Annotated in this window: 21 protein-coding genes; 5 read left to right on the top strand and 16 right to left on the bottom strand. The window is 60.0% G+C overall.

Annotation, left to right across the window (positions count from 1 at the left end; translation table 11 throughout):
* Nucleotides 1-29: 29 nt before the first annotated feature.
* On the bottom strand, nucleotides 30-542 hold the full coding sequence (locus tag DTW90_RS29220; protein ID WP_207910580.1) for a DNA starvation/stationary phase protection protein: 513 nt from the start codon (nucleotides 540-542) through the stop codon (nucleotides 30-32).
* A 226-nt stretch (nucleotides 543-768) separates the two neighbouring features.
* On the bottom strand, nucleotides 769-1,107 hold the full coding sequence (locus DTW90_RS29225; protein ID WP_149342921.1) for a carboxymuconolactone decarboxylase family protein: 339 nt from the start codon (nucleotides 1,105-1,107) through the stop codon (nucleotides 769-771).
* A 117-nt stretch (nucleotides 1,108-1,224) separates the two neighbouring features.
* Here DTW90_RS29225 and DTW90_RS29230 point away from each other — a divergent pair, with 117 nt between their 5' ends.
* Entirely contained in the window at nucleotides 1,225-2,139 is a 915-nt protein-coding gene (locus DTW90_RS29230; protein ID WP_149342922.1) for an AraC family transcriptional regulator, read from the top strand.
* 25 nt (nucleotides 2,140-2,164) lie between these two features.
* On the opposite strand, the gene DTW90_RS29235 is transcribed toward DTW90_RS29230, so the two are convergent.
* From DTW90_RS29235 to DTW90_RS29250, 4 genes are all read right to left on the bottom strand, one after another.
* Nucleotides 2,165-2,941, bottom strand: a complete 777-nt coding sequence (locus DTW90_RS29235; protein ID WP_149342924.1) for an anti-sigma factor — start codon at nucleotides 2,939-2,941, stop codon at nucleotides 2,165-2,167.
* On the bottom strand, nucleotides 2,938-3,465 hold the full coding sequence (locus tag DTW90_RS29240) for an RNA polymerase sigma factor (protein ID WP_132525038.1): 528 nt from the start codon (nucleotides 3,463-3,465) through the stop codon (nucleotides 2,938-2,940). The genes DTW90_RS29235 and DTW90_RS29240 overlap by 4 nt, the downstream gene beginning before the upstream one ends.
* Before the next feature lie 65 nt (nucleotides 3,466-3,530).
* Nucleotides 3,531-4,985, bottom strand: a complete 1,455-nt coding sequence (locus tag DTW90_RS29245; RefSeq protein ID WP_149342926.1) for a YncE family protein — start codon at nucleotides 4,983-4,985, stop codon at nucleotides 3,531-3,533.
* 13 nt (nucleotides 4,986-4,998) lie between these two features.
* Nucleotides 4,999-5,487 carry a DUF305 domain-containing protein gene (locus tag DTW90_RS29250; RefSeq protein WP_149342928.1) on the bottom strand — a complete coding sequence of 163 codons (489 nt, stop codon included), beginning with the start codon at nucleotides 5,485-5,487 and terminating at the stop codon, nucleotides 4,999-5,001.
* Nucleotides 5,488-5,692: 205 nt separating this feature from the next.
* On the opposite strand from DTW90_RS29250, the gene DTW90_RS29255 reads away from it, so the two are divergent.
* Nucleotides 5,693-8,254 carry an FAD-dependent oxidoreductase gene (locus DTW90_RS29255; protein ID WP_149342930.1) on the top strand — a complete coding sequence of 854 codons (2,562 nt, stop codon included), beginning with the start codon at nucleotides 5,693-5,695 and terminating at the stop codon, nucleotides 8,252-8,254.
* A 90-nt stretch (nucleotides 8,255-8,344) separates the two neighbouring features.
* On the opposite strand, the gene DTW90_RS29260 is transcribed toward DTW90_RS29255, so the two are convergent.
* The 8 genes from DTW90_RS29260 to DTW90_RS29295 are packed head-to-tail and all read right to left on the bottom strand — an operon-like array spanning nucleotide 8,345 to nucleotide 18,654.
* Nucleotides 8,345-10,231: an ABC transporter ATP-binding protein gene (locus tag DTW90_RS29260; RefSeq protein WP_149342932.1), complete on the bottom strand. Its 1,887-nt coding sequence runs from the start codon at nucleotides 10,229-10,231 to the stop codon at nucleotides 8,345-8,347.
* Nucleotides 10,232-10,286: 55 nt separating this feature from the next.
* The gene (locus DTW90_RS29265) at nucleotides 10,287-11,165 is read right to left on the bottom strand and encodes an ABC transporter permease (RefSeq protein WP_149342934.1); all 879 of its coding nucleotides are present in this window, start codon (nucleotides 11,163-11,165) and stop codon (nucleotides 10,287-10,289) included.
* A complete protein-coding gene (locus DTW90_RS29270) occupies nucleotides 11,165-12,100 on the bottom strand; it encodes an ABC transporter permease (protein ID WP_132525030.1) in 936 nt (311 codons plus the stop codon). Before DTW90_RS29270 ends, DTW90_RS29265 begins: the two co-directional genes overlap by 1 nt.
* 14 nt (nucleotides 12,101-12,114) lie before the next feature.
* A complete protein-coding gene (locus DTW90_RS29275) occupies nucleotides 12,115-13,728 on the bottom strand; it encodes an ABC transporter substrate-binding protein (protein WP_149342936.1) in 1,614 nt (537 codons plus the stop codon).
* A gap of 23 nt (nucleotides 13,729-13,751) precedes the next feature.
* Nucleotides 13,752-14,867: a mandelate racemase/muconate lactonizing enzyme family protein gene (locus tag DTW90_RS29280; RefSeq protein ID WP_149342938.1), complete on the bottom strand. Its 1,116-nt coding sequence runs from the start codon at nucleotides 14,865-14,867 to the stop codon at nucleotides 13,752-13,754.
* Between the two features lie 27 nt (nucleotides 14,868-14,894).
* Nucleotides 14,895-16,373: an NAD-dependent succinate-semialdehyde dehydrogenase gene (locus tag DTW90_RS29285; protein WP_149342940.1), complete on the bottom strand. Its 1,479-nt coding sequence runs from the start codon at nucleotides 16,371-16,373 to the stop codon at nucleotides 14,895-14,897.
* Nucleotides 16,374-16,375: 2 nt separating this feature from the next.
* Complete coding sequence (locus DTW90_RS29290; RefSeq protein ID WP_149342942.1) at nucleotides 16,376-17,626, bottom strand: iron-containing alcohol dehydrogenase; 1,251 nt, start codon at nucleotides 17,624-17,626, stop codon at nucleotides 16,376-16,378.
* Nucleotides 17,627-17,649: 23 nt separating this feature from the next.
* Nucleotides 17,650-18,654 (bottom strand): Ldh family oxidoreductase, encoded by a 1,005-nt coding sequence (locus DTW90_RS29295; protein WP_246665100.1) that lies wholly within the window; start codon nucleotides 18,652-18,654, stop codon nucleotides 17,650-17,652.
* 82 nt (nucleotides 18,655-18,736) lie between these two features.
* On the opposite strand from DTW90_RS29295, the gene DTW90_RS29300 reads away from it, so the two are divergent.
* The 3 genes from DTW90_RS29300 to DTW90_RS29310 all read left to right on the top strand — a co-directional run bounded on the left by DTW90_RS29300 (nucleotide 18,737) and on the right by DTW90_RS29310 (nucleotide 22,215).
* Nucleotides 18,737-19,435, top strand: a complete 699-nt coding sequence (locus DTW90_RS29300) for a GntR family transcriptional regulator (RefSeq protein ID WP_149342944.1) — start codon at nucleotides 18,737-18,739, stop codon at nucleotides 19,433-19,435.
* Nucleotides 19,436-19,625: 190 nt separating this feature from the next.
* Nucleotides 19,626-21,089, top strand: coding sequence for a catalase (locus DTW90_RS29305; protein WP_149342945.1), 1,464 nt, complete (start codon nucleotides 19,626-19,628; stop codon nucleotides 21,087-21,089).
* A 205-nt stretch (nucleotides 21,090-21,294) separates the two neighbouring features.
* Complete coding sequence (locus DTW90_RS29310; RefSeq protein WP_149342946.1) at nucleotides 21,295-22,215, top strand: LysR substrate-binding domain-containing protein; 921 nt, start codon at nucleotides 21,295-21,297, stop codon at nucleotides 22,213-22,215.
* 5 nt (nucleotides 22,216-22,220) lie between these two features.
* Here the strand turns inward: DTW90_RS29310 and DTW90_RS29315 are convergent, their stop codons facing one another.
* Together DTW90_RS29315 and rtcR are read right to left on the bottom strand one after the other, a co-directional pair.
* The gene (locus tag DTW90_RS29315) at nucleotides 22,221-22,928 is read right to left on the bottom strand and encodes a YoaK family protein (protein WP_149342948.1); all 708 of its coding nucleotides are present in this window, start codon (nucleotides 22,926-22,928) and stop codon (nucleotides 22,221-22,223) included.
* 153 nt (nucleotides 22,929-23,081) lie between these two features.
* Nucleotides 23,082-24,695, bottom strand: a complete 1,614-nt coding sequence (gene rtcR, locus DTW90_RS29320) for an RNA repair transcriptional activator RtcR (protein ID WP_149342950.1) — start codon at nucleotides 24,693-24,695, stop codon at nucleotides 23,082-23,084.
* Nucleotides 24,696-24,893: the final 198 nt, after the last annotated feature.

The raw sequence follows: 24,893 nt of genomic DNA on the forward strand, positions 1-24,893 counted from the left end.
GGATGCCGGCGTTGGTCTCAAAGGCCGGTTCAGGACTTGCGTGTTGCCTCGAAGAGGAACCATGCCCGACGCTCTGCAAGATCGGTCCAGGTATCGACGATCCCGCTGGTCGCATTGTCCTTGGCTTCGTCGGCCAGTTCCTTGACCTTACGAAATCCTTCGACGAGATGCAGATTGTCCTCGCGCAATTCCGCGAGCATCGCTTCCGGCGCGACAAACTCCGCGTCATTGTCGCGAATGCTCTGGCGGCGGGAAATATCTTTGATCGAGCGCAGCGTGGTGCTGCCGATCTTGCGGACGCGTTCTGCGATATCGTCCGTCGTGCCAAGGATTTCGGCGCCCTGGTCGTCCAGCATCAGATGATAGTCACGGAAATGCGGTCCGGAGATATGCCAGTGAAAATTCTTGGTCTTGAGGTAAAGGGCAAAGCTGTCCGCGAGAACGGCGTTGAGGGCATCGGCCACTTTCGACCGATCATTGCGACGCAGATCCGTCGGCGTGGCCAAATCCGGGGCGGGCGAATTGTCTTTGCTCATGTCCATCCATCCTTATCCAAGGACCGCTGATGCGGCCGTTTCCAAAACGTTCAAAATCACAAAACGATGTCCCGAGGATGAAAGCTTGGAGGAACTTGCTGTTCCTGCCGAATCCTTGGGTGAACCCCAAATGCATATAGGCGCAGTCTTGTGCCCGGCCAGCTTGTCGGACACGATTCTGAAGGTCTTCGGACGTTGCGAAGAGAAATTTTATGACAGCGTCCAATCCCGGTTACTGCGAAATCTGATCGGCTGCGTCGAAAACACGAGCGGAATAGACAAGTGCGGCACCCGCATTCACCGAAATCGCAACGCCCAGTGCTTCGGCAATCTCTTCGCGCGTCGCGCCGTTCTTCAGGGCTTCGGTCGTATGGACGACGATACAACCGTCACAGCGCAAAGATACGGCGACACCGAGCGCGATCAGCTCGCGCTGCTTCGGATCGAGATGGTTCGTCTTCTGCCCGGCAGACGACAGTGCCTGGTAGCCCTTGACGGTGTCAGGTGCGACTTTGGCGATTTCGCCGATGCGGCCGAAAAGCTGTGTGCGGTATTCCTTCCAGTTCAACATGACTTTCTCCTTTGCTACCCGGCGCGGCGTGATTGCCGCTGCTGTTGAAAAGGAATATGACCGTCATCGATGATTTTTTGAATGCTCTAAAACCTCGAATAATAGCGCGATCGTCTCATGGATATCTTAAGCCGCCTCATTGATCTGTCGCGTCTGCAGCCGGCACTGGACATCAGGTGCCAGCTGCAGGGCGCCTTTGTCATCGGTCACGAACAGGCGGAGAAGGGTACGCTGCCCTTTCATCTCGTTCTCGGGGGAGACTGCCTGATCCGTACGGGGAAAGGCCTTGAGGTCCGGATGCGATCCGGCGATTTTCTGCTGTTTCCGCGTGGAGAGGCCCACGCGATTGTCGGGACCCATCCGAAGGCTCAGACCCTGCCCCTCAAAGTGACGCAGGAGGGAATGCTGCCGCTGCGCACGAACGGCGAAGGCGAGCCGGACGTGGACCTGATATGCGGCCATTTCAACCATGCCTGGGGCTCGTCGACGCTGCTGCTCGACACCTTGCCCGATGTCTTCCATGTTTCCCTGATCGAGGAGCAGTCAGAAGAGACGCTAAGGACGCTCGTCGGATTGCTTCGCCAGGAGGCCATGGTCGAGCAACCCGGCGCGTTGGCGATCGTGACGGCGATGTGCCTTGCACTTTTCACCATGGCGCTTCGCGCCAGCGGCGCATCTCCCTTGGAGGCACCCGGCTTGCTGGCGCTATTGGCAAACCAGCGGCTTGTGAGATCGATCAAATCGGTGATCGCATCGCCCGCGCATCCATGGACGCTGAGCGAGCTTGCCGGAATTGCCGCCATGTCGCGTGCGACCTATGCCCGCCAGTTCCAGGAATGCGCCGGAATGACCGTTGGCGCCTTCTTGACCGATCTGCGCATGAGCCTTGCGAGCAGTCTCCTGCTGCAAAGCCAGCGCACGACGGCCGATATCGCAGCCGAGGTCGGCTATCAATCCGAAGCCGCCTTCGGCAAGGCCTTCAAGGCAAGCAAGGGCGTGACGCCGGGGCGCTTCAGGCAGCAAGCCCAGTAGACTCAAACGTTGGTGATCGGACCTCTTATGTCGCCGTCCGCATCTGCTGCTTGATATCGTCGGCGAGCGGATGCAACGTCTCGGCCGGCATCGGGCCGACGAGGCTGTAACCCATTCCGTCGGCCGCCCAGGTCCAACCGGGCATGTTTCCTTCCGAATTCACGGTCATCGGCATGTTCTGATCGGCAACCATTGGCCTTGTCAGCATGACGAGGCGCGTCCCACGATCATTGTCGTACATCAGCATCAGCCCAGCGCCAGCCGAAGTGGAGAGGATGCGCCCGCCCATCAACCGATAGCCCGACTTGGAAAGATCGGGCAGCACTGGCTTGTGTCCCAGGCGTTGCGTCGCCCAATCGACAAGTTCCGGCATGTCGTCTGCCCGCAATTCGACCGGCCTCATTTGATCGGAAGCATAGACGCTATAGCTATTGGAGGCCTCGTGAGCGAGCATGCCCATGCCCTGCCCTGCGGGCTGGTAAGCGCCACGCATGAACCAGCCCCCGGATCCGCCGGCGACCAGCAATACGGTGGCGGCGGCGGCCATGCCCCAGGCCGGAAGCCGGCGCGATCGCCGGCCGCCAATCATATGGGCGAGATTGAGATGGGTCGGCACCGGCTCATCGACGATCGGATCGAATATGGCGCGAAGGTTCAGGCGCTGATCGGCATAGCTTTTGACTCGCGCCGAAACATCGGGATGCGCCTCGATATAGGTCGCGATCTCAGCCTTCCGGGCATCGTCAAGCGCGCCGTCGACAAAAGCCTGCAGATCGTCCTCGGTGATCGGTCTCACACTCATTTCACTCTCCGCAGATGCGCTCCGGACGTTTGCGCCGCCCCTGCGGCGCCTTCCAATATCAAACGAAGCCGCTCCCGGGCTCGCGACAGTCTCGACATCACGGTTCCGATCGGGATGGCCAGCACCTCGGCCACTTCCGCATAGGACAGATCCTCGACGGAAACCAGCAGCAACACGCTGCGTTGGTCCTCCGGCAATTGATCGAGCGCATGAAGAATATCCTTACGCAGAAGTGCATCCTCCTGCGTCGCCCTGACCGCGAAGGATGCCTCGTCGACCGTATCGAACGGCAGGTGTTCGCCGCGCCTGGTCTTCTGCCGCAAGCGGTTGATGGCAAGGTTGTGGAGAATGGCGAAGACCCAGGTGCGCGGATCATCGTTGCGGCGGCGATGCCAATGGCTCACGACCCGTTCCAGACAATCCTGGACGAGATCGTCCGCGGCAACAGTGTCTTTCATCAATCCGCGGGCATACCGTCGCAAGGCTGGAATCAGCGGTTCGACTAGCTGCAGAATGTCGCTCATGGCGTATTCGCCTCCCCGAGCTTCGGCCCGCCATTCCTTATCATGAATGGCAGGCCGAGCGGATACTACTTTGCCTCCACCTGTACGATATCGCCCGGTCCCTTGTCTCCGCCCTCAGCGACGACGAGATAGCGCCGTTCGGCCTTGACGTTGCTCTGGACGATCTGGCGGATCGGGCCGACGGCATTGACGATGGCCGAACCAGCCGGATTGGTCATGAAGGAGGAGAGTGGCTCCAGCGTGCCGCTACCGTCCGCATGGGTGGAAAGCGCCAGAACATATGGCATCTTGGGCTCAAGACCGGTGACGGAAGCCTGCAGGACCTGCGTGAGCCCCTGGTCGAACAGCGTAACGCTTGTCGGAACCTTGGCATCCTTCTGTTTTACCGAGACGAGCTGGAGATGCGCGGCCTGGCTGGAGACGCCGAGAGGCTGCAGGTTCTGCATGCCGTCGCCTTCCGGCACGGCGTCAGGAACATAGGCGACGGCCTGCGGCGCCTGGCCGATCGGGATATTGGCGATCACCTTGTTGGTCAGCGTATCGATCACGGCGAAGGCATCTGCATTCTCAAGCCCGACATAGACGCGCGTACCGTCGCCTGATGGCCAGACGCCATGCGGCAGATTGCCGACGGGGATGGTCGCGACCTGCTCGAACGTATCGGTGCGGAAGACCTTGATCTCGTTCAGCCCGCCAACCGTGATATAGGCAAACGTGCCGTTGGCATTGTGCACGAGGTTGACGTGATTGGTGATCGGCCCGGTATCGAGCGTCTTGATGAGATCGAAGGGCGCCTGCGCATTGAAGACCTGCGCCTTGCCCGTATCCTTCAAGGTGAACCAGACCTGCTTGCCATCGGGAGAGGCGGCGATGTTCGGGCAGAAAGGGCTGTCCTGCTTCACATGCCCGACGATCTGGTGATCGGCGACCGAGACGACGACGGTATCGGGATTGAAGGACGAGCAGATGTAACCGTATTTGCCGTCAGGCGAAAAGATCTGCATTCCCGGTCCGGCAGGCACCTTGATTTGCTGCTTTTCCTCAAACGTATGCGCGTCGATGACGGAGATATAGTCCTCGCCGCGCACCGTCACCCAGACCTCGTTGCCATCGGGCGTATAGAAAGCCTCGTGGGGCGAGCGGCCGACATAGGTCGTGTGCTTGACGGCATTGGTTGCGGTATCGATGAAGGTGACGGAATTGGAGCCGATCGACACGACGGCGAGCGTCTTGTGGTCAGGCGAGAAGCCCATGCCATGAACGAGCACCTGGCCCTTGTAGAGCGGGCTCAGATTACCCGGCTGCGGATCACCGAGACGGATAACGCCTAGAATCTTGTTGTCGACGGGATCGCTGACGGAAACGGTGTTGGAAAACTGCTCGGCCGCATAGACACGATCCCTATGGCTGACGGGAATATCCGGATCGGCAGCAGCGCCCGGCGCCTGTCCGGCAAATGCGGCGATCGGCGCCAGCATCGTGCCTGCAAGAAAGCTGAGGGTCAGAAGGGTACGCTTCATCATCGGGTCCTTTTTACTTGCCCATTTTCATATTCGGATCCATGCCCTGCATGGCGGACATCCCGACACCTGTCGAAGCCGGAGATTGCGGAGCGACCTGCGTCGGCGCAGGCGTGGACGGCGGCAGCGGATCGCCAAGCGCCAACCGCATGGCAGCGATTTCCTGCTGCTGGTCGACGATGATTTCCTGGGCGATGCGCTTCAACTGCTCGTTCTTGCCGTAGCGCAGATAGGCCTGGGCCATGTCGATCGCGCCCTGGTGGTGCGGGATCATCATCTCGACGAAATCGCGGTCGACATCGCCGGTTGGCTTGGCCGCCATGCCGTCCATCATCGTCGTCATCGCCGCATCGTTCTCGCTGAGATAGGGCTGCTCGGCCTGTAGCGCCGACTGGTCAACCGGCGCTGCCGTCTGCTGGGCAAAGGAGGGTGTTGCTCCTGCAAAAGATGTGAGGAGAAGTGCGGCGAGGAGATGTCTCCCGCCGTTTGATCGTCTAACCATGCCGAACTCCATGAAGTTTGGTTTCAGCTAGGTAGACAGCGCAGCCGGCGAATTATTCCGCGCGCCAATCGTTTTTATGACGGGGCCGATCCATGGACTGGATTGCGCTGGTCGTGCAGCATGGTGGATTATGTCGTAGACAGGCTCTGGTCACAGACTTCCTATCCTTAAAATCCGTTCTCAATTCCAATCGGGGTCGCATGCAATGGCAGAGTTTCCGCAAAAGGCGAAGGTAGTCATCATCGGGTTGGGCGGGATCGTCGGCGCCTCCATTGCCCACCATCTCATCGAACGCGGATGGGACGATATCGTCGGCATCGACAAATCTGGCATTCCGACCGACATCGGCTCGACGGCCCATGCCTCCGATTTCTGCTACACGACCAGCCACGACTATCTCTCGGTCTGGACGACGCAATATTCGATCGATTTCTACGAGAAGATGGGCCACTACGCCCGTATCGGCGGTCTCGAAGTGGCGCGATCAGGCGACGACACCTGGATGGAAGAGATCAAGCGCAAGGTGACCTCGGCCAAGGCCTTCGGCACGCGCGCTCATCTCGTCACTTCGGCTGAGATCAAAAAGATGTTCCCGCTGATCGAGGAAGATCAGGTCATGGGCGGCATGTTCGATCCCGATGCCGGCCTCGTCATCCCGCGCTCACAGACGGTTGCCGGCAAGCTGGTCGATGCCGCCGAAAAGTCCGGCAAGCTGCAGATGTTCGGCAATACGCCGGCGCAGTCGCTGATCGTCGAGAACGGCCGCATCAAGGGCGTCGTCACCCATCGCGGCACCATCATGGCCGACCATGTCGTCGTTTGCGCCGGCATCTGGGGTCGCCTGATCGCCGAGATGGTCGGCGAGGACCTGCCGGTCATGCCGGTCGATCACCCCCTGACCTTCTTCGGCCCCTACAACGAGTTCGAAGGGACAGGCAAGGAGATCGGCTTCCCGCTGCTGCGCGACCAGGGCAACTCCGCCTATATGCGCGACACCGGCGACCCGAAGACAACAGAAGGCGGCCAGATCGAGTGGGGCTATTACGAAACCACCAATCCACGCCTCTGCCATCCGCGCGACATTCTCGAAAAGCACGAGGCGCGCCTCTCGCCCTCGCAGCGCGATCTCGACATGGAGCAGATCATCGAGCCGCTCGAGCGCGCCATGGAGTTGACCCCGATCCTGGGCGAACTCGGCTATAACGAAGGCCATTCCTTCAACGGTCTGCTGCAGGTGTCGGCCGCCGGCGGCCCGTCCTGCGGCGAGAGCCAGAAGGTTCGCGGCCTCTGGTACTGCGTAGCGATCTGGGTCAAGGACGGGCCGGGCTACGGCAAGCTGATCGCCGACTGGATGACCGACGGTCGCACCGAGATCGACCACAATTCGATCGACTATTCACGCTTCTACCCGCACCAACTGGAAGAGAAGTTCATCGAAGGCCGCACCTTCGAAGCGGCGCAGAAGATCTACTTCCCGGCCGTGCACACACGCGAGCCCTATGCGACGGGCCGTAACGTCAAGCGCTCGCCCTTCTACGAACGCGAGAAGGAACTCGGCGGCCATTTCATGGAACTCGGCGGCTGGGAGCGTGCGCATGGCTACAAGGCCAACGAGCACCTGCTGGAGAAATACGGCAATCGCGTCCCGGTTCGCGAGAGCGAATGGGACAACCGCCATTTCTGGCGCGTCTCGAACGCCGAACATCTTGCCATGAGCGAGGATTGCGGCATCGTCAATCTCAGCCATTTCCATATGGTCGACATCGAAGGGCCGGACCATGTCGAGCTGCTGGAATGGCTCTGCGCCGCCAAGATCGGCGGTGATGCCAACATCGGCAAGGGCATCTACACGCACTTCCTCGACGACGAGGGCATGGTCCGCGCCGACTTCACCGTCTTCCGCATGGCCGACCACTGCCGCCTCGTCAACGGCGCCGATGCCGGCCCGCGCGACTTCCACTACATGAAGCGTGTCTCGGAAGATCGCGGCCTTGATGTCACGATCACTGACGTCTCGGAAAAGTTCATCACAATCGGCATCTGGGGTCCGAATGCCCGCGAAGCTCTGAAGAAGGTTGTCGCCGACCCCGCCGGCCTGGACCAGGAAAACTTCGCATTCGCGGCGATCAAGCCGATCGAGATCGCAGGCAAGACGGTCACGGCGTTCCGCATCTCCTATGTCGGCGAACAGGGCTGGGAACTGCATATGAAGTACGAGGACGGCTTGGCCGTCTGGGATGCGCTGCGTGCAACCGGTATCATGGCCTTCGGCGTCGAGACCTATGCAAATTCACGCCGCATGGAGAAGAGCCTGCGTCTGCAAAACGCCGATCTCCTGACGCAATACAATCTGATCGAAAGCGATCTGGCGCGTCCGAAGGTCAAGGACGCCGATTTCCGCGGCAAGGCCAAGCATCTCGAATACAAGGCACGGGATCACCAGCCGGCGATGCTCTGCACGCTCGTCATGACCGATAATGTCGACTCCAAGGGTGTAGCCCGCTATCCGGTCGGCTCGATGCCCGTTCTCGACCCTGATACCGGCAAGACGCTGGTCGATGAGATCGGCCGCATCTCCTACACGACCTCGGTCGCCTTCGGCCCGACGCTCGGCAAGAACATCGCGCTCGCCTATCTGCCCTGGGACTATTGCCAGGTCGGCCGCAAGCTCAATGTCGAGTATTTCGCGGAGAAATATCCGGTCGAAGTTGCAGCCGTGGGATACAAGCCGCTCTACGACCCCGAAAATCTGAAGCCGAGGACCTGAGCGACAGCTTTCTGCAGCAAGCCGGATCTGAAATCCACCAATCGAAAGCCCATCAGCTATCAAACGAGCAGGTGGGCTTTTTGCCGGGCATCACATTGCAGCCGCCCAATCGGCCTTCCATTTCTGGACGAGATGATTGGAGGAAACGCTCAGGTACTCCCGCACGGGAGGCACGTAATCCATCGCCCGTATAGGGTTCTTGATCTCATCGGTGGATACGGGACGGCTCAGTCCATGACGGGACGGATCGGGCAATGGCACGGCGGCGAGAAGACGCTTTGTGTAAGGATGTTGCGGATTGCCGAAGACCTCTTCGCGCGTCCCGATCTCGACGATCTCGCCGAGATACATCACGGCGACACGGTGGCTGACGCGTTCGACGACCGCCATATCGTGCGAGATGAAGAGATAGGCTAGCCCGAAGCTTTCCTGCAGCTCCATCAGAAGATTGATCACCTGCGCCTTGACCGAGACATCGAGCGCCGAGACGCTCTCGTCGGCGACGATGATTTTCGGAGAGAGAGCGAGAGCGCGCGCAATGCAGATGCGCTGGCGCTGACCGCCGGAGAACTGGTGCGGCAAGCGCTTCGCCATCGAGGGCGAGAGCCCTACCCTTTCCAGGAGATCCGCGACCTTGCGCTCGGCCTCCGCCCGCGTGCCGAGCTTGTGGGTGAGAAATGGTTCGGCAATCGCCTGCCCGATCGTCCGTCGCGGACTGAGGCTCGCAAAAGGATCCTGGAAAATCATCTGGATATGGCGGCGCGCCTCACGCAAGCGCGCAGCGGACATGGTCGTAACCTCCTGCCCGTCGATCTTGACGGAGCCCGCCTTCGGCTCGATCAGACGCATGATCGCCCGCCCGGTCGTCGACTTTCCGCAACCGGATTCGCCGACCAGCGACAATGTCTCTCCGGCGCGCAGGTCGAAGGAAATATTCTCGACCGCATGGATGCGGTTGCGGACCTTGCCGAACAGGCCGGTGCGGATATCAAATCGAGCCGTCAGACCCTGAACTTCCAGCAGCGGCCGTTCCTGCGTGCTGACGGTGCTGGCGCCGCTTTCGGCCTCCCGGCCCAATCCCGTCTTCGGATCGATGGTCGGGAAGCGCTGCGGTTGCGACTGGCCACTCATCGAGCCCAGCCGGGGTACGGCGTTGAGCAGCGCGCGCGTATAGGGATGCGTCGCATGGTTGAAGATATGCTCGGTCGTTCCGGTTTCGACAGCTTCGCCCTTGAGCATGACGACGGTGCGTTCGGCGATTTCGGCAACGACGCCCATATCGTGGGTAATGAAGATCACCCCCATGTTCTCTTCATTCTGCAATTGCTTGATGAGATTGAGGATCTGCGACTGGATCGTCACATCAAGCGCGGTCGTCGGCTCGTCTGCGATCAAGACCTTCGGTTTGCACGCCAGCGCCATCGCGATCATCGCGCGCTGGCGCATGCCGCCGGAGAAATTGTGCGGATAGTCATTGCAGCGGCTGCGCGCCGCCGGGATTTGCACCCGCTCGAGCAGCCGGATCGCCTCGGCCTCTGCCTCCCCGCCGGAGAGCGATTTGTGGATGGCCAGGGCCTCGACGATCTGCTGGCCGATCGTGAAGAGCGGGTTGAGGCTCGTCATCGCCTCCTGGAAGATCATCGCGATTTCATTGCCGCGTATCGATTGCATCTGGGTTTCCGGCAGCTGCAGGATCTCCCTGCCCGATAGGACAACCGAACCCTCGACCTTGGCCTTCTCCTCAGACAGCAGCCGCATGATGGAAAAGGCGGTCACGCTCTTTCCCGATCCGGATTCGCCGACCACGGCCAGCGTTTCGCCAGGCGCGACATCGAAGGAAACGCCCTTGACGACGGGAACCCAGCCGTCGCCGGAGCGAAACGACGCCCTGAGATCGCGAACGGACAATACGGCTCGGCGATCGGAACCGGCAGGGCGCGTCTCGTCGCTATGGTCCAAAGTGCTGGGTTTGGTCATGCTCACGGAGCCTCCTCTGCTCTGCGGCGTCATTTCTGGAAATCCGGCTGGGCGTCTATTCCGCAGCCTCCGGATCGAGAACGTCGCGCACCGCATCGCCGATCACGTTGAAACACAGGACAACGATGGTAACGGCAAGGCCGGCGCCGATGATCGGCCACGGAGAGCCGAAGACATTGCCGAGACCGTCACGGATGATATTGCCCCAGCTTGCCGCCGGTGGCTGTGTCCCGATGCCGAGGAAACTCAAAGCGGCTTCGAGGCGGATCGCGGACGCGATCCAAAGCGTCAGCAAAAGGACAATCGACGCCGAAATGTTCGGAACGACATGCCGGACAATGATAACGGGCGTGCGCACCCCGATCGCCATGGCAGCTTCGATATAGGGCTCCTGCTTGACCGAAAGCGTCGAAGCGCGTGCCACGCGGGCAAAGCCGGGAACGAAGGCGATCGTCAGCACCGCCACGACATTCCAGAACCCGCCACCGAGTGCAGCAGCGATGATGATCGCCAGAAGCAGTTCCGGAAATGCCATGAGGATATCGATGATGCGGGATATGATACGGTCGCTGATGCCGCCGAAATAGCCGGCGGTCACGCCGAGCGTCGTCCCGATGATAGCAGCAAGGACCGGCGCTATCAGTCCGAAGATCAGCGAGTTTCGCGATCCATAGATGAGGCGGGAGAGAACGTCGCGGCCGAATTGGTCCGTTCCCAGCCAGTGCGCCGCCGACGGATAGGCGCTGATATCGAGATAGCTCTGCTTCAATGGATCATAGGGGGCAATCGTCGGCGCCAGCGCGGCGACAACAACGAAGATCGCGATGATCACGGCAGCGATTACCGTCGAAAAGCGGGTGAGGAAGACGCGTTTCAGGATCTGCAGAACGCTGGAATCGAGCGAAACGACAGGAGATGTTTCGGTCACAGCCATCATTTCCCCCGGATGCGCGGATCGACGAGCACATAGGCGATATCGACCAGAAAATTCACGAGAACCACCGAGAGCGCGAAGATCACGACGCCTCCCTGGATCAGCGGATAGTCACGCTCGGAGATCGCATTGATCAGCATCGCGCCGATGCCCGGCCGGTTGAACACCAGCTCGACGGCCACCGAGCCAGAAAATGTGGCGAGCACGCTGAGGCCGAGCCCGGTGATAACGGGCAGCAACGCATTTCTGAGACCATGCTTGTAGACAATTGCATGTCGAGAGGCGCCCTTGGCGCGCGCGGTCCGGATATAATCCTTCGACAGAACCTCCAGCAACGAGGTGCGCGTCAGCCGCCCGAGAAAAGCGATCTTGACCATGGCAAGGGTCACGGCCGGCAGAACCAGGTGATAGAGCCCGTCGACGAAACCATCGCCGCCGCCGTTGATCGGGAACCAGCCGAGATTGAGCGCGAACGCAATGAGAAGCAGAGCTCCGAGATAGAAATCGGGAATGGCGTATCCGACAAGCGAGAAGATGCGCATGCCTGTGTCGGGCCAGCGATTGCGGCGAACAGCGGCAATGACCCCGAAAGGCAGCCCCAGCAGCGTGCCGATGATGGTCGCAGCCAGCGTCAGCTCGATCGTATAGGGCAGGTTCTCGCCGATGGTCTGCAGGACAGGCTGATGCGAGATCAGCGACGTCCCGAAATCGAAGCGCGCGACATTCCAAAGAAAGACCAGATATTGCTGCCAGAGCGGCGCGTCGAGGCCGGTCTGCTGCCGGAACAGCGCAAGCTGTTCCGGCGTGGCATAGTCGCCAAGGGCGACGACCGCGGGATCGCCCGGCAGAATTCTCAGCGCGACGAAGACAAGGGTCAGGACAAGCAGGACCGTCGGGATAGCGTCGAGCAGCTTCGCTGATATGATGCCGGGCATTGTCGCTCCTCCCGTCAGGCGGTCAGCTTGGCCTTGGAGAGCGACCAGTATGCGGGGCCGGCCTCGACCTTGTAGCCGATGTCGAGCCGCGGATTGCGGGCAATCACATAGGACAGCGTGATGATGCCGAAGAGCGGGAGATCCTTCAGAACCTGCTTCTCGGCTTCCTGGATGAGTGCCGTTCGCTTGTTGAAGTCAGGCTCATCCTGGGCCTTGTCGAGCAGCGCGTCGATGCCTGGAATGGCGACACCGTAGTGACTGTAGTTGCCCTGCCCCGTCCCATCGGCCTTGACCTCGGCATCCGAAGCCAGTTGCGACGCGAGGATCGAAGTGCCGATCGGCGGATAGCTCGACGACCAGAGCGCTAGCGAATTCTTGTCGAGATGGTTGTCCGAATGGAAGGTCGCGTGGTCGATGATCTTCAGATCGAGATTGATGTTGCAGGCGCGAAGCTGCTCCTGGATCATCAGCATGATCGAGGCATAGTCCTCCCGCTGGCTGACATAGCACGGGATGGTCACCCCTTGCGGATGGCCGGCTTCGGCCAAGAGCGCCTTCGCCTTTTCCGGATCGGGCTTGTACTGAAGCTCCGGCGGCAGGTCCTCCATCTTCACCGAGCCTGCAAATTGCGGCGCGATGACGCCGACCATCGGCGTGGCGATACCGTTGAATGCATTGGCGATCTGCGCATTGTCGATGGCATATCGAAGCGCCTGGCGAACACGCAGGTCGTTGAGCGGCGGGCGCGTCAGATTGACATGAAGCGTATTCAGGCTTCCCGGCGCGGTGGCGTCAAAGATCGTCTTCGCGGACCGCTGCTTCATCGTGTTCAGCCAGCCGGGCGCACGCACGCCCTCGATCATGTCGACCTGGCCCGAGGCGAAGGCAAGCGTGCGTGCCGTCGTATCGGCGATATAGGTGATAAGCAGATTCGGCGTCGCCGGAGGGCCTGCAAAATGCTCGGGGAAGGCCTTCAATTTCGTCCCGCCCGATGCGGTGATCGAATCGACCTGATACGGGCCGGTGCCAATCCCATCCATATTGAACTTGTCGCCCTTTTCCTCGAAGGCCTTGCGGCTCACGATCGAGGCGCTGAGCGTTGCCACGGCGCTGCCGTTGAAAAGCGGGTCGGGGCGTTTCAGCGTAAAGCGCACGGTCAACGGGTCGAGCGCCTCTACCGATGCGATATTGGTGTAGAAGACCTTGTTTGCCGTGACGGTCTTCGGGTCAAGCTGTCGGTTGAAGGTGAAGACGACGTCGTCCGAGGTCATTTCCCCGTAGCCCTTGTGGAAGGCCACGCCCTTGCGAAGCTTGTAGGTCCAGGTCTTTGCGTCGGCCGACGATTCCCAGCTAACGGCCAGGCTCGGCTGAAAATCCTCCGGCTTCGAGGCCCAGCGGCCGTCCGGCGCCTCCACCAACGTGTTGAATACCTGGTTGATTGCCCAGTTGTCGCCGCCGGTCAGTCCCGTCTGCTGCGGGTTGATGCCGCCGGGCGAGCGGGCGGCCACGGCCAGCGTGATGGTGTCGGCGGCGGCATAGCTGGTTCCGGTGGAAAGCGACGTCCCTGTGCCAAGGGCCGCCGCAACCAGGCCACTGCGGACCATGAATTCTCTACGCGTAATCGTCATACCTTCCTCCCAGAAGTCGCAAATCAGAACTTGATCGCAATCTTGCGTCGTTCCATTTCCTTTTCGTCAAATTGCACACCAAGGCCAGGTGCGGTCGGCAGCTCAAAAAGGCCGTTATGCGGCTCGGACGGATTGACGAAGACCGAGGCGCCTCTTTCCCAATTGTCGGCAAGCTCGACGGGCTTGGCCAAATGCATGATCGTGCCGAGAACATGGATATTGGCGAGATGCGCGACGGTCGGCTGCGTCTGATGCGGAACCAGCTCGACACCATGCGCATGGGCGATTGCCGCACATTTCATCATGCCGGTGATGCCGCCCATCTTGACGATATCAGGCTGCACCATGCGCACGCCCGCGTCGATCAGGTCCTTCAGCCCCTGCAGCGTATAGGTCTGTTCGCCGGCCGAGACGGTGATGTCGAGACGCTGAGCCACCTCTCCCATGGCCCGAACATTATAGTGCTGAACCGGCTCCTCGAACCACGTATAGCCGAGGTCCTCCAACACCCGGCCGACACGCATTGCACCGCCGACCGAATAGCCATTGTTCGCGTCGAACCCGAGGACGAAATCGTCGCCGAGCAGCTTGCGCACGGCCTTCGCCTTGGCGATGTCTCCGGGGATATCGACATCCTGCTTCGTCCGATCGCCATCCCAGCGAATCTTCACCGCAGCCGGCTTTTCCTTCTCGACGCGACGCTCGACCACGCGCAGAACTTCGTCGACGGTTCTGGCAGCATTGCCACCGACGGAGCTGTAGCAGGTCAGGCTGGTTCTCCAGGCACCGCCGAGCAGCTTGTAGACCGGCTGGCCGAGCAGCTTGCCCTTCAGGTCCCAGAGAGCGATGTCGAGCGCGGCAAGTGCCGCCGTCGTCGCACCCTCCGGCCCGAGCTTGATGCAGCGGTGGAAGAGCGTGTCCAGAAGGATGGCATGGTCGAGCACATCCTTGCCGACCAGATATGGCGCCATGTCCTTGGCGATGATGACGAGAGACGCAACGCCTCCCTGCATCGGCGATGCTTCGCCGAGACCGAATTGACCGTCCTCGGTCTCGATCCGAACGAAGGCGCTCCGCGCCGTCCAATCATCGCCGGTGCCAAGCGCCAGCTGAAATGCTTCTACTGATTTGATTTTCAATGGATTTCCTCCCAAATCGATTGATATTTACCAAGTTACTGCAATGTATTTCGTCTCGCAGAACTCCAGAATTCCGTGATGGGCTCCCTCACGTCCGAGGCCGCTCTGCTTGACGCCGCCGAACGGAGCGGCGGGATCGGAGACGAGCCCGCGGTTCAGACCGACCATGCCGCTTTCCAGTTTCTCGGAGACGCGAAGGCCTCTGGAGAGATCGCGGGTGTAGACATAGGAGATCAGTCCGAACTCGGTGTTGTTTGCGGCCCGGATCACTTCCTCCTCGGTCTCGAAGGTGGTGATGGCTGCGATCGGGCCGAAGATTTCCTCGGCTGTAATGTGGGAATCGGCGGTCACGTCCTGCAGCACGGTCGGCGGAAAATAGAAGCCGTCCTGGTCGAGCGGCGCACCGCCGGTCAATATCTTCGCGCCCCGCTTCGTCGCATCGGTAACCAGTCCGGCTATGCGATCCAGCGCCGTCTTGTTGATGACCGGGCCGCATTGCGTCGCCTTGTCGTAGCCGGCACCGACCTTCATTGCGCTCATGCGTTCAGCAAGCCGCTTGGAAAAGGCGTCGGCAATGCCCTTCTGGACGTAGAAGCGGTTTGCAGCGGTGCAGGCCTCGCCGCCGTTGCGCATCTTGGCGACCATCGCGCCTTCGATCGCCGCATCGAGATCGGCATCCTCGAAGACGATGAAGGGAGCGTTACCGCCAAGCTCCATCGAGCAGGAGAGCACCGTATCTGCCGCTTCATGCAGCAGCTTACGCCCGACCGGCGTCGAGCCGGTGAAGGAAAGCTTGCGGACCCGGGGATCATGCAGCATGGCGCTGACGACGGGGCCAGCCTTCGTCGTGGTGATGACATTGACCACGCCGTCTGGAACCCCGGCTTCGGCGTAAATCTGCGCAAGAACGAAGGCGGTAAGGGGCGTCTCGGTCGCGGGTTTCAGAATACAGGTGCAGCCGGCTGCCAGCGCCGGCGCGATTTTCCGGGTTGCCATCGCTGCCGGAAAATTCCAGGGCGTGACAAGCACCGAGACCCCGATCGGCTGATGCTCGACCAGGATGCGGTTGGCGCCGGAAGGTGCCGTATAGAGATCGCCGTTCAGGCGCACGGCCTCCTCGGAAAACCAGCGGAAGAATTCCGCTGAATAGATGGCCTCGCCCAGCGCATCGCTGAGCGCCTTGCCGTTTTCCAGGCTGATGAGTTCGGCAATCATGTCCTTGCGCTCGATCATCAGTTCGTAGCAGCGGCGCAGGATTTCCGAGCGCTTGCGCGGTGCGGTCGTAGCCCAGGCCGGTGCTGCGGCATAGGCGGCAGCAACCGCTTCCATGCCGTCCTCGACACTTCCGTCAGCAACAGAGGCGATGGTCAGCCCGGTAGAGGGATCGATGACCTCCGCACGCTGAGCGGTCGAAGCAGCGCGCCATTTGCCGCCAATATAGAGGTCGGTCGGAATGGAGCCTATGTCGAAACTCAGATTGGCTGAGATCTTCTGGATGGCGTTCATGGTCAATTTGCCTTTCGATCTGGAGACATGGCACGAAGGCGACGGCGGTCGCCGCTGAATGCGGCCTCGACCAGCAGCGTCATCGTCTCCATGTCGAGCGGACGCGGATTGTTCTTGATAAGACGCACACTGCCCATCGCCTGTTCGGCGATCTGCGGCAGCTGCCCGGCAATTATACCGAGATCGGCGATCGTCTTCGGAATGCCGATCGATCCGAAAAGCGCGTCGACGGCGTCGATTGTCGCCGAGGCGCGATCGAAGGACGATTTTCCGGCGAGATCGATCCCCATGGCCGCGCCGATTTCGCCGAGTTCAGCCTCGCAATGCGCCCGGTTGAACTCCATGACATAGGGCATCATGACAGCAACGCCCATTCCGTGCGGCGTGTGGGTCATCGCGCCGACGGGATATTGCACCGCATGCGCAGCCGCCGTGCCGGCTGTTCCGAAGGCAAGCCCCGCCGTCGTCGCGCCCAGCATCAGCCGCTCGCGCGCCACATGGTCGCTTCCATTGTCACAGGCCCGCTTCAGGCTCGCGGAAATATGCGAAATCGCCATCAGCGCATAATTGTCGCTGAGCGCGTTCTTGCCGAGGAAGACATGCTCATGGACGATGGTCCCAGTCGGCTGGCGACGGACAGTCGTATAGGCTTCGATCGCATGGGTGAGCGCATCGGCGCCCGAAACGGCGCTAAGCGATGGCGGGCAGGAATAGGTCAGCTCCGGATCGCAGATCGCCGTATGGGAAATCAGATGCGGACTGGCAATGCCGACCTTTACGGTCCGATCCGGATCCGTAATGACGGCCACCGGCGTCACCTCCGATCCGGTGCCCGACGTCGTCGGCAGGGCAATGAGCGGCAAGACCGCTCCGGGAACCCTGAATTCGCCATAGTAATCCGAGGCCTTGCCTCCATGCGCGAGCAGCAAGGCAATAACCTTTGCCGCGTCGATGCAACTGCCTCCGCCAATGCCGACAATGAGATCGGCTCCGAATGCGCGACCGAGCTCGACGCCACGCGCAATACATTCCAGCGGCAGCTCGGCGATCGTACCGTCGAAGACCTTCGTCTGCAGCCCGGCCTCCGCGAGCTTGTCCATCAGCACGTGAAACTCGCCATCTCCTGCCAGTCGTTCGTCCGTGACGACGAGCACCTTCGTGCCAAGAGCCGCGGCATAGGCGGGAAGCGCATTGCGCTGACCGGCGCCGAAGACCAAGTTTCGCGGCGTGCGAAGTGTTCCAAACAAAGGCAACGTCATCCTCCCAAAAATGCTCTTCAGGCCGCGACTTTCATGCCGGCCAGAACCTGCAAACGCTCCCAGACCTCGTCCGCAACAGGCACCCCCTCGCGTAAACGCTGGTCGCGGCAGGCGCGTCCGCGCTCGCCGGGCACGAGCACCTGCGAAAAGCCGGCAGCCGGTTCCATGTTGCGGATTTCATCGAGATAATCCCTGATGTCGTAGCGCGGCCCGTCGATGACGATGAAGACATCGCCCTTGTTGCAGACCTCGGTCTCGTCAAGCGTCCCGCGGACATCGGTTCCGATCGCAGCACCCGCAAGGCTGCTGACCAGAAGCTCGAAGGCAAGCCCAAGTGCATAGCCCTTGGCCTGGCCGAAGGGTGCGATCGCGCCTCGCTTGGCCGCCTCGGCATCGGTCGTCCGGTTGCCGCGCTCGTCGAGAGCCCAATGCTCGGGAATTGGCGCCTTGCGATGAGCATGGTCATGGATCTCCCCCATCGAGACCACGCCCGTTGCCGTATCCATCATGAAGGGCTCGCCCTCGGCCGGAATGCCTATCGCGATCGGGTTGGTGCCGAGCATCGCCCGACGCGCGCCCCAGGGATGCACAAGCGCCTCGCTGGTCGACAGCCCAATAATAGTGAACCCCTCGCTCGCGACGCGCTCTGCATACCAGCCGAGCATGCCGATATGGTTCGAATTGCGGATGGCTGCGACCGCGATCCCGGTCTCCCGCGCCCGCGATTTGACGGCATCGAGCGCGGCATTGGCAACAACCGGCCCCAAGCCCTTCTGACCGTCGACGCTGAGGAACGCCTGCTTGCGCCATTCATGCGACCCGCTTGTATTCGGATCGATGACACCATTTGCGACGCGTCGGGTAATCCGGTCCAATCGAAGCAGGCCATGCGAGGGAATGCCCCTCAACTCGGCTTCCATCAAGAGATCGAGCTGCTGGACGGCGTGGTCCTTCGGGATTCCCGCACGATCGAGTGCCTTTGCAGCCACATTCTTCAGCAAAACGGCATCAACGATAGTCACGACATAAAATCCGATCGGATATCTGATTGAAGTTCGCGCACTATGCTGCTAAGGAAAGATTGCGTCAAGGGAGTAATTTTCAATGGTAAAGGACCTGAAGGCAGAGGGCGGATCCGACAGCTGGCTCGTGCGCCGTCCGCCGCGACTGGGCGACGAGGTCTATAATGCGATCTATGCCCAGCTCATGACGCTGAAGATCCCGCCCGGCGGCCGCATCTCGGTGGACAGCCTCGTGCGCGAGCTCGGCGTGTCGCAAACGCCGATTCGCGAAGCCCTGTCCCGTCTGGAGGCGCTGGGCCTCGTCGTCAAGACCCATCTCATCGGCTACAGCGCTGCCAGCCAGATGGACAAGGCTCGGCTGCAACAGCTCTATGAGCTGCGATTGCTGCTCGAACCCTTCGCCGCCTCGCGCGCAGCACTTGCCATGAGCGACGACGCGATCGAGATGCTGGAGAAGATCGACCACGAGATGCGAACCACGCACCACGAGGACCCACGGCAGGCCTACGGCCAATTTGCCCAGAGCGACAGCACATTCCATGACCTGATCGCCATCGGCAGCGGCAATGTTCTCATTCACGAAACGCTGACGCGGCTGCATACCCACGTTCACCTGTTCCGGCTGTTCTTTCACGCACGCGCGACGGCCGATGCCAATGACGAGCATGCCCGCATCATCGCAGCGATCAAGCAGAAGGACGCAGCCCTCGCGGAGGCTGCAATGCGCGATCATATCGAGCGCTCACGCAAGCGCTTCATGGTGATTTTCGGGGGCGAGTAGAGGGGCTGAATCGGCCGCCTTTTGCGGACATTGCCGGCAGCTGCGGATGAAGCCCGACACTATTGATAGGTAATCGCTATCAAATTCTGAGAATGATTATCATTAATCTATCATTCCACATCCTCTACCAAGAGCGTGCAGGGACGTCACACGGCATTCCCGAACATGCAGTTAGAGGAAAGAGGAACAGATGAACAAGCTCACGACATCGTTCGGCGCTCCCGTCGTCGACGACAACAATATCATCAGCGCCGGTCCGCGCGGACCGGCTCTTCTTCAGGATGTCTGGTTCCTGGAAAAGCTCGCCCACTTCGACCGAGAAGTTATTCCTGAGAGGCGCATGCATGCAAAAGGCGCCGGTGCATTTGGCACATTCACGGTCACCCACGACATTACGAAATACACCCGCGCGAAAATCTTCTCCGAAGTCGGCAAGAAGACCGAAATGGCGGCCCGTTTCTCGACCGTGGCCGGCGAACGCGGCGCCGCTGACGCAGAACGCGATATTCGCGGTTTCGCGCTGAAATTCTACACGGACGAAGGCAACTGGGATCTCGTCGGCAACAACACCCCGGTTTTCTTCATCCGTGATCCACTGAAGTTCCCCGACCTCAACCACGCCGTGAAGCGTGACCCACGCACGGGCATGCGCTCGGCGGACAATAACTGGGACTACTGGACGAATCTGCCGGAAGCGTTGCACCAGGTCACCATCGTCATGAGCGACCGCGGCATCCCGAAGAGCTGGCGCCATATGCATGGTTTCGGCAGCCATACCTATAGCTTCATCAACGCCCAGAATGAGCGCTTTTGGGTGAAGTTCCACTTTCGCACCCAGCAGGGAATCCAGAACCTGACGGACGAGGAAGCAACGGCGCTGATCGGTAACGACCGTGAAAGCAGCCAGCGCGATCTTTTCGACAGTATCGAGGAAGGCAACTTCCCGCGCTGGACCCTCTTCATCCAGATCATGCCGGAAGAGGAAGCCAATACTTACCATATCAATCCGTTCGACGTAACGAAGGTATGGCCGAAGGCCGATTATCCGCTGATCGAAGTCGGTGTCATGGAACTCAACCGCAATCCCGAGAACTTCTTTGCCGAGATTGAACAGATTGCCTTTAGCCCCAGCACCATCGTGCCCGGCATCAGCTTCTCGCCCGATCATCTCCTTCAGGGCCGTCTGTTTTCGTATGGCGATACGCAGCGCTACCGCCTTGGCGTGAATTATTCGCAGATTCCGGTGAACGCGCCGAAATGCCCCTTCCACAGCTACCATCGTGACGGCGCGATGCGCGTCGATGGCAACGGCGGTCGCCGCACCTCCTACGAGCCCAACAGCCGCGGTGAATGGGTCGCGCAGCCCGATTTTTCCGAGCCGCCGCTGAGGATCGACGGTGCGGTCCAGCGCTGGAACCACCGCGAAGACGACGACTATTATTCCCAGCCTGGAAATCTCTTCCGGAAGATGTCGCCTGCCCAGCAGAAGGTTCTCTTCGAAAACACTGCCCGCGCAATCTATGGGGCGACGCAGCCGGTCATCGATCGTCACATCTCCAACTGCTCCAAGGCCGATCCTGCCTATGGCACGGGTGTGGCCGAAGCGATCGAGCGCATCCACCGCGCCAAAGCGGCAAAACTCGCGGCCGAGTAAATATCTGGTGGAGCCTGTTTCCTCCTCCCAAGCGAGGCTCCAACGATCGCCCGTATCATCCCCTCTGGCGCGGGCGATCTCCCAAAGCCGGCTCCATTTTGCCGGCTTTGGGATTTCGACCAACAACTCTCCTGGACCAATTAATAGGCCAGCGATAATCTCCGCAGAAAATGAATAGCCATCATATATTTATGAGTGCTGATCCATGAGCCTGTCGGGCCTGTCACTTCGTGACCTCGAATATGTTGTGTCAGTCGCGGATCACGGCAGCTTTGTGCGGGCGGCCGAGCATTGCAGGGTTGCGCAGCCCTCCCTGTCTGCCCAAATCCGAAAGCTGGAGGCCTGGCTCGGCATGACGATCTTCGAACGCACGACGCGCCGAGTTCTGGTTACAGCCGAGGGGCAGCGTTTGATCGATCATGCTCGACGCGTTTTATATGAGGCGCGCAACCTCGTGAGTGCAGCGCAGACGTCGGATGAACCGTGGGGTGGTTCGCTGAGGCTGGCGGCAATATCGACGCTTGGTCCCTACCTTTTCCCGAAGGTACTTCGCGAGCTTCGCACGCATTACCCAAGCCTATCGCTTGTTCTCGGCGAAGGCCTTACCGCGGCCTTGGTCGAAAAGCTGGTCGACGGGGAGCTGGATGCGGTGATCCTTTCCCTGCCGCAGGCTGAGCCCACTCTGGCGACTGCAGAGATCTTCGTTGAACCCTTCCTTCTTGCCAGCCCGATTGGACATCCGGCTAACTCTGAGACTGGTCCTGGCTGGGAAGAGTTGGACCCGCAAGAGCGGCTGTTGCTTGAAGAAGGACACTGTCTTCGCGACCAGGCTCTGTCTGTCTGCACCCTGGTGGATCGCAGCAACAGGCACGGCACCAGCCTTGAGACCCTGAAATACATGGTTGCCGCCGGAGAGGGATGCACGCTCATCCCGGCGCTCGCGGTCGCCGATCATGACCTGATTTCTTATCGGGCAATGACCAATGAAGCCTATTCGCGTCAGATCGGGCTTGCCTGGCGTCGAAGTGATCCGCGCGGAGCGGAGTTTGAGAAGCTCGCTGCTCAGCTATCGGCGATAGCAAACGAACTGAAACTTAGCGCGACGCCTAGATTGGCCGGATCGTGAGGCAATCAGTTGCTCAAAACACGACCGTCTCTGAGGCAAACCAGCAGTGCCGCTCCCAGGAGAATGGCTGGCCCTATCGAGGCTGCATTTCCAATTGCCGCTGTCGCAACGCCCCCGACCGCAGCGCCGACGCAAAAGCTAAGGCAGACGGCCCCGAATTTCGCTGCCTGATCCAGGGAAGCACGGTCGCGATGCCGAGCAACCCATTGGAAAAGGGATTCTGCCGCCATGCGCAAATTTCCACTCGTCATTACGGAATTGTAGGGCCAGTTCTCAAGCTTGTTGAAGATCGAGCTTTGGAAGGCCGTTACAAAAGCCACAGCAAGAACGATTGGAGCGCTGGCAAAACTGGATGGAAGGGTCGCAACGACACCTAAAACGACGATCTCAACCGCGAGACTTGGCAGGGTCAACCACCCCTGGTCCTTCCTCGAAGCGACACCCTTGACCCAATAGGCGGCGAAGACACCAAAGAAGAAAGCCACGATCGGCATCAGCCGACGCCATGCATCCGACCATCCTCCAGTGGCGATGTCTATCCCCAGCAGAACCACGTTTCCGGATTGCGCATTGGCAAATACATGGCCATGGCCAATCCAGGTGAAGGCGTCGAGATATCCTCCGGTGCCGCTCAATAACAACGTCAGCGGTAACGTACTCGCCGCCGATGGAGACGGAGCACTCCCATCTGCCCTTGCAACCTCCTGATCCATTGATTTCCTCGCTTGAAATTATCGTCGAGCTTGCAGGAACAAAATATCCGGTTGTTTTGATCTATGCGTGGAGACACCCACTCAGAATATGGCGAAGTCTACGTGAAATCGAAACATCGCCGATAGATCCGGATATTCGGCCACAAAATCCTATTACGACCGACGCCCATCTCGAATATCTTCAAATTTCAGACCGAAGCGCGCCAGATATTTGGTCAGCCGATCGGCGTCGTTGGAGCTTTTCTTATCCAGCCGCGAGTTGGCAAAGAGCGCACGTCCGGCGGCGCTGGCCGAAACATGATCCACGCAGACATCCAAAACCGCCGAGAGTTGGGCTTTGTCAAAAAGATCGAGCTTTCCCGCTGCATCGCCGCCGAGAAGCTCAAGGATCACGTGATCGGCAGCGACCATTCGTGGAACGCCACCCCAGGCGTTCTTGAGACGTGCAATCTCGTCATTGACGACATCCACCGTAATTCGGCCTTGCGGAGCAAGTGTTGCCATGCGGGTCACCGAAGCCGAAAGGTCGCGGAAATTGGCACTCCAGGCAGCCTCCGCGCCTGTCGCAAACACTAGGTAACGTTCCCTCGCCTCTTTGTTGAAAGTGACGTTCTGCCCCTCTCGTTCCAGAAACCGGCGAAGTTCGAAATCAAGGTTCGGCTCGATATCCTCCTTGCGTTCTCGAAGAGCGGGAAGCTGGAAGGTCCAAAGGTTCAGGCGAGCGAAAAGATCTTCGCGAAAGCGACCGTCTTGCACAGCATCGCGCAGATCTCGGTTCGTGCCGGCCAGAAGCTGAAAATCGGCAGACACCTCCTTGTCGGCCCCGACAGGCAGGAACCGCTTTTCCTCGATGGCACGCAGGCACATCGCCTGTTCGTCAGCACCGAGTTCGCCGATCTCGTCGAGAAATAGCACACCCTTATCCGCAGACTTCAGCAGTCCTGCCCGCTCGCCGGCCGAGCCGGTAAAGGCGCCCTTGATGTGGCCGAACAGGGCAGACATCGCCTGGTCGCCGCGCAATGTCGCGCAATTGACCTCCACGAACGGCCCCGTAACCTTTCGTTGCGCCTTCTTGAGTTCATAGATGCGCTTGGCGAGTTGCGATTTGCCTGCGCCGGTCGGACCAGTCAAGAGGACAGGCGCTGTTGACCGGATCACGACACGTTCGATCTCGTCGATCATCCGGTTGAAGGCCGCGTTTCGCGTCGAGATGCCGGATTTCAAGAAGGAGGCCGCATCGTCCCGTTCGGAAGCGAAGCGCTTGGCAATCTCGTCATAACGGGACAAATCCAGATCGATGATTCGGTGCGTGCCGGCATAATCCTGCCCCGGCTCGCGATCGCGCGGCGGCGAAAGCTGCAAGAGGCGACCGGGGATGATCCGCGCCTCAGTCAGCAGAAACCAGCAGATCTGGGCGACATGCGTTCCGGTGGTGATGTTGACGAGGTAGTCCTCCGTATCCGGATCGAAATCATAGTCGCGCGAGAAATCACGCAACTTGGTATAGACCTCGGAAAAGTCCCAGGGGTCCTTGAGATTGATAATCCGCTGCCGGACTTCGGTGGCCGGCGAGACGGTTTCGATATCACCGATGATGCTTTTCGCCAGCCAGTCGGAATGATTGTCGTGGATCAGTTCCACGCGGTCGATGAAGAAGCCCGTCTGCTGACACAGCCCAACATTCGGCCGCCATCGGTTCCAACGGTCTTCACGACGGCCCATATCGAGGGTGGTCCCCAGGATGCTGATCGCAACGCGGCGCTTCATCGTTTATCCAATTTTATAAACTCTATTATTTTAGATAGAATATCGAGTGGTTTACAGAAGTGCAATCGTAGCCATTGCATGGCCGGTGATATTTTTTACTCTTTTAATAACAACAGGATAAAAAGAAAATTGCGCTCGACCTGGCTCCTCCATGGCAGTTTGGCATGAGACTTGAAAGGTATCTGGCACAACCAAGAC

The sequence above is a fragment of the Neorhizobium sp. P12A genome (assembly GCF_008365395.1).
Classification (GTDB): domain Bacteria; phylum Pseudomonadota; class Alphaproteobacteria; order Rhizobiales; family Rhizobiaceae; genus Rhizobium.

Coding starts and splice junctions, on each gene's coding strand:
- DTW90_RS29310 (WP_149342946.1), top strand. CDS start 21,295: ATGAGCCTGTCGGGCCTGTCACTTCGTGACCTCGAATATGTTGTGTCA.
- DTW90_RS29240 (WP_132525038.1), bottom strand. CDS start 3,465: ATGAGCGACATTCTGCAGCTAGTCGAACCGCTGATTCCAGCCTTGCGA.
- DTW90_RS29315 (WP_149342948.1), bottom strand. CDS start 22,928: ATGGATCAGGAGGTTGCAAGGGCAGATGGGAGTGCTCCGTCTCCATCG.
- DTW90_RS29260 (WP_149342932.1), bottom strand. CDS start 10,231: ATGACCAAACCCAGCACTTTGGACCATAGCGACGAGACGCGCCCTGCC.
- DTW90_RS29275 (WP_149342936.1), bottom strand. CDS start 13,728: ATGACGATTACGCGTAGAGAATTCATGGTCCGCAGTGGCCTGGTTGCG.
- DTW90_RS29305 (WP_149342945.1), top strand. CDS start 19,626: ATGAACAAGCTCACGACATCGTTCGGCGCTCCCGTCGTCGACGACAAC.
- DTW90_RS29255 (WP_149342930.1), top strand. CDS start 5,693: ATGGCAGAGTTTCCGCAAAAGGCGAAGGTAGTCATCATCGGGTTGGGC.
- DTW90_RS29250 (WP_149342928.1), bottom strand. CDS start 5,487: ATGGTTAGACGATCAAACGGCGGGAGACATCTCCTCGCCGCACTTCTC.
- DTW90_RS29230 (WP_149342922.1), top strand. CDS start 1,225: ATGGATATCTTAAGCCGCCTCATTGATCTGTCGCGTCTGCAGCCGGCA.
- DTW90_RS29235 (WP_149342924.1), bottom strand. CDS start 2,941: ATGAGTGTGAGACCGATCACCGAGGACGATCTGCAGGCTTTTGTCGAC.
- DTW90_RS29265 (WP_149342934.1), bottom strand. CDS start 11,165: ATGGCTGTGACCGAAACATCTCCTGTCGTTTCGCTCGATTCCAGCGTT.
- rtcR (WP_149342950.1), bottom strand. CDS start 24,695: ATGAAGCGCCGCGTTGCGATCAGCATCCTGGGGACCACCCTCGATATG.
- DTW90_RS29225 (WP_149342921.1), bottom strand. CDS start 1,107: ATGTTGAACTGGAAGGAATACCGCACACAGCTTTTCGGCCGCATCGGC.
- DTW90_RS29270 (WP_132525030.1), bottom strand. CDS start 12,100: ATGCCCGGCATCATATCAGCGAAGCTGCTCGACGCTATCCCGACGGTC.
- DTW90_RS29220 (WP_207910580.1), bottom strand. CDS start 542: ATGGACATGAGCAAAGACAATTCGCCCGCCCCGGATTTGGCCACGCCG.
- DTW90_RS29245 (WP_149342926.1), bottom strand. CDS start 4,985: ATGAAGCGTACCCTTCTGACCCTCAGCTTTCTTGCAGGCACGATGCTG.
- DTW90_RS29300 (WP_149342944.1), top strand. CDS start 18,737: ATGGTAAAGGACCTGAAGGCAGAGGGCGGATCCGACAGCTGGCTCGTG.
- DTW90_RS29285 (WP_149342940.1), bottom strand. CDS start 16,373: ATGAACGCCATCCAGAAGATCTCAGCCAATCTGAGTTTCGACATAGGC.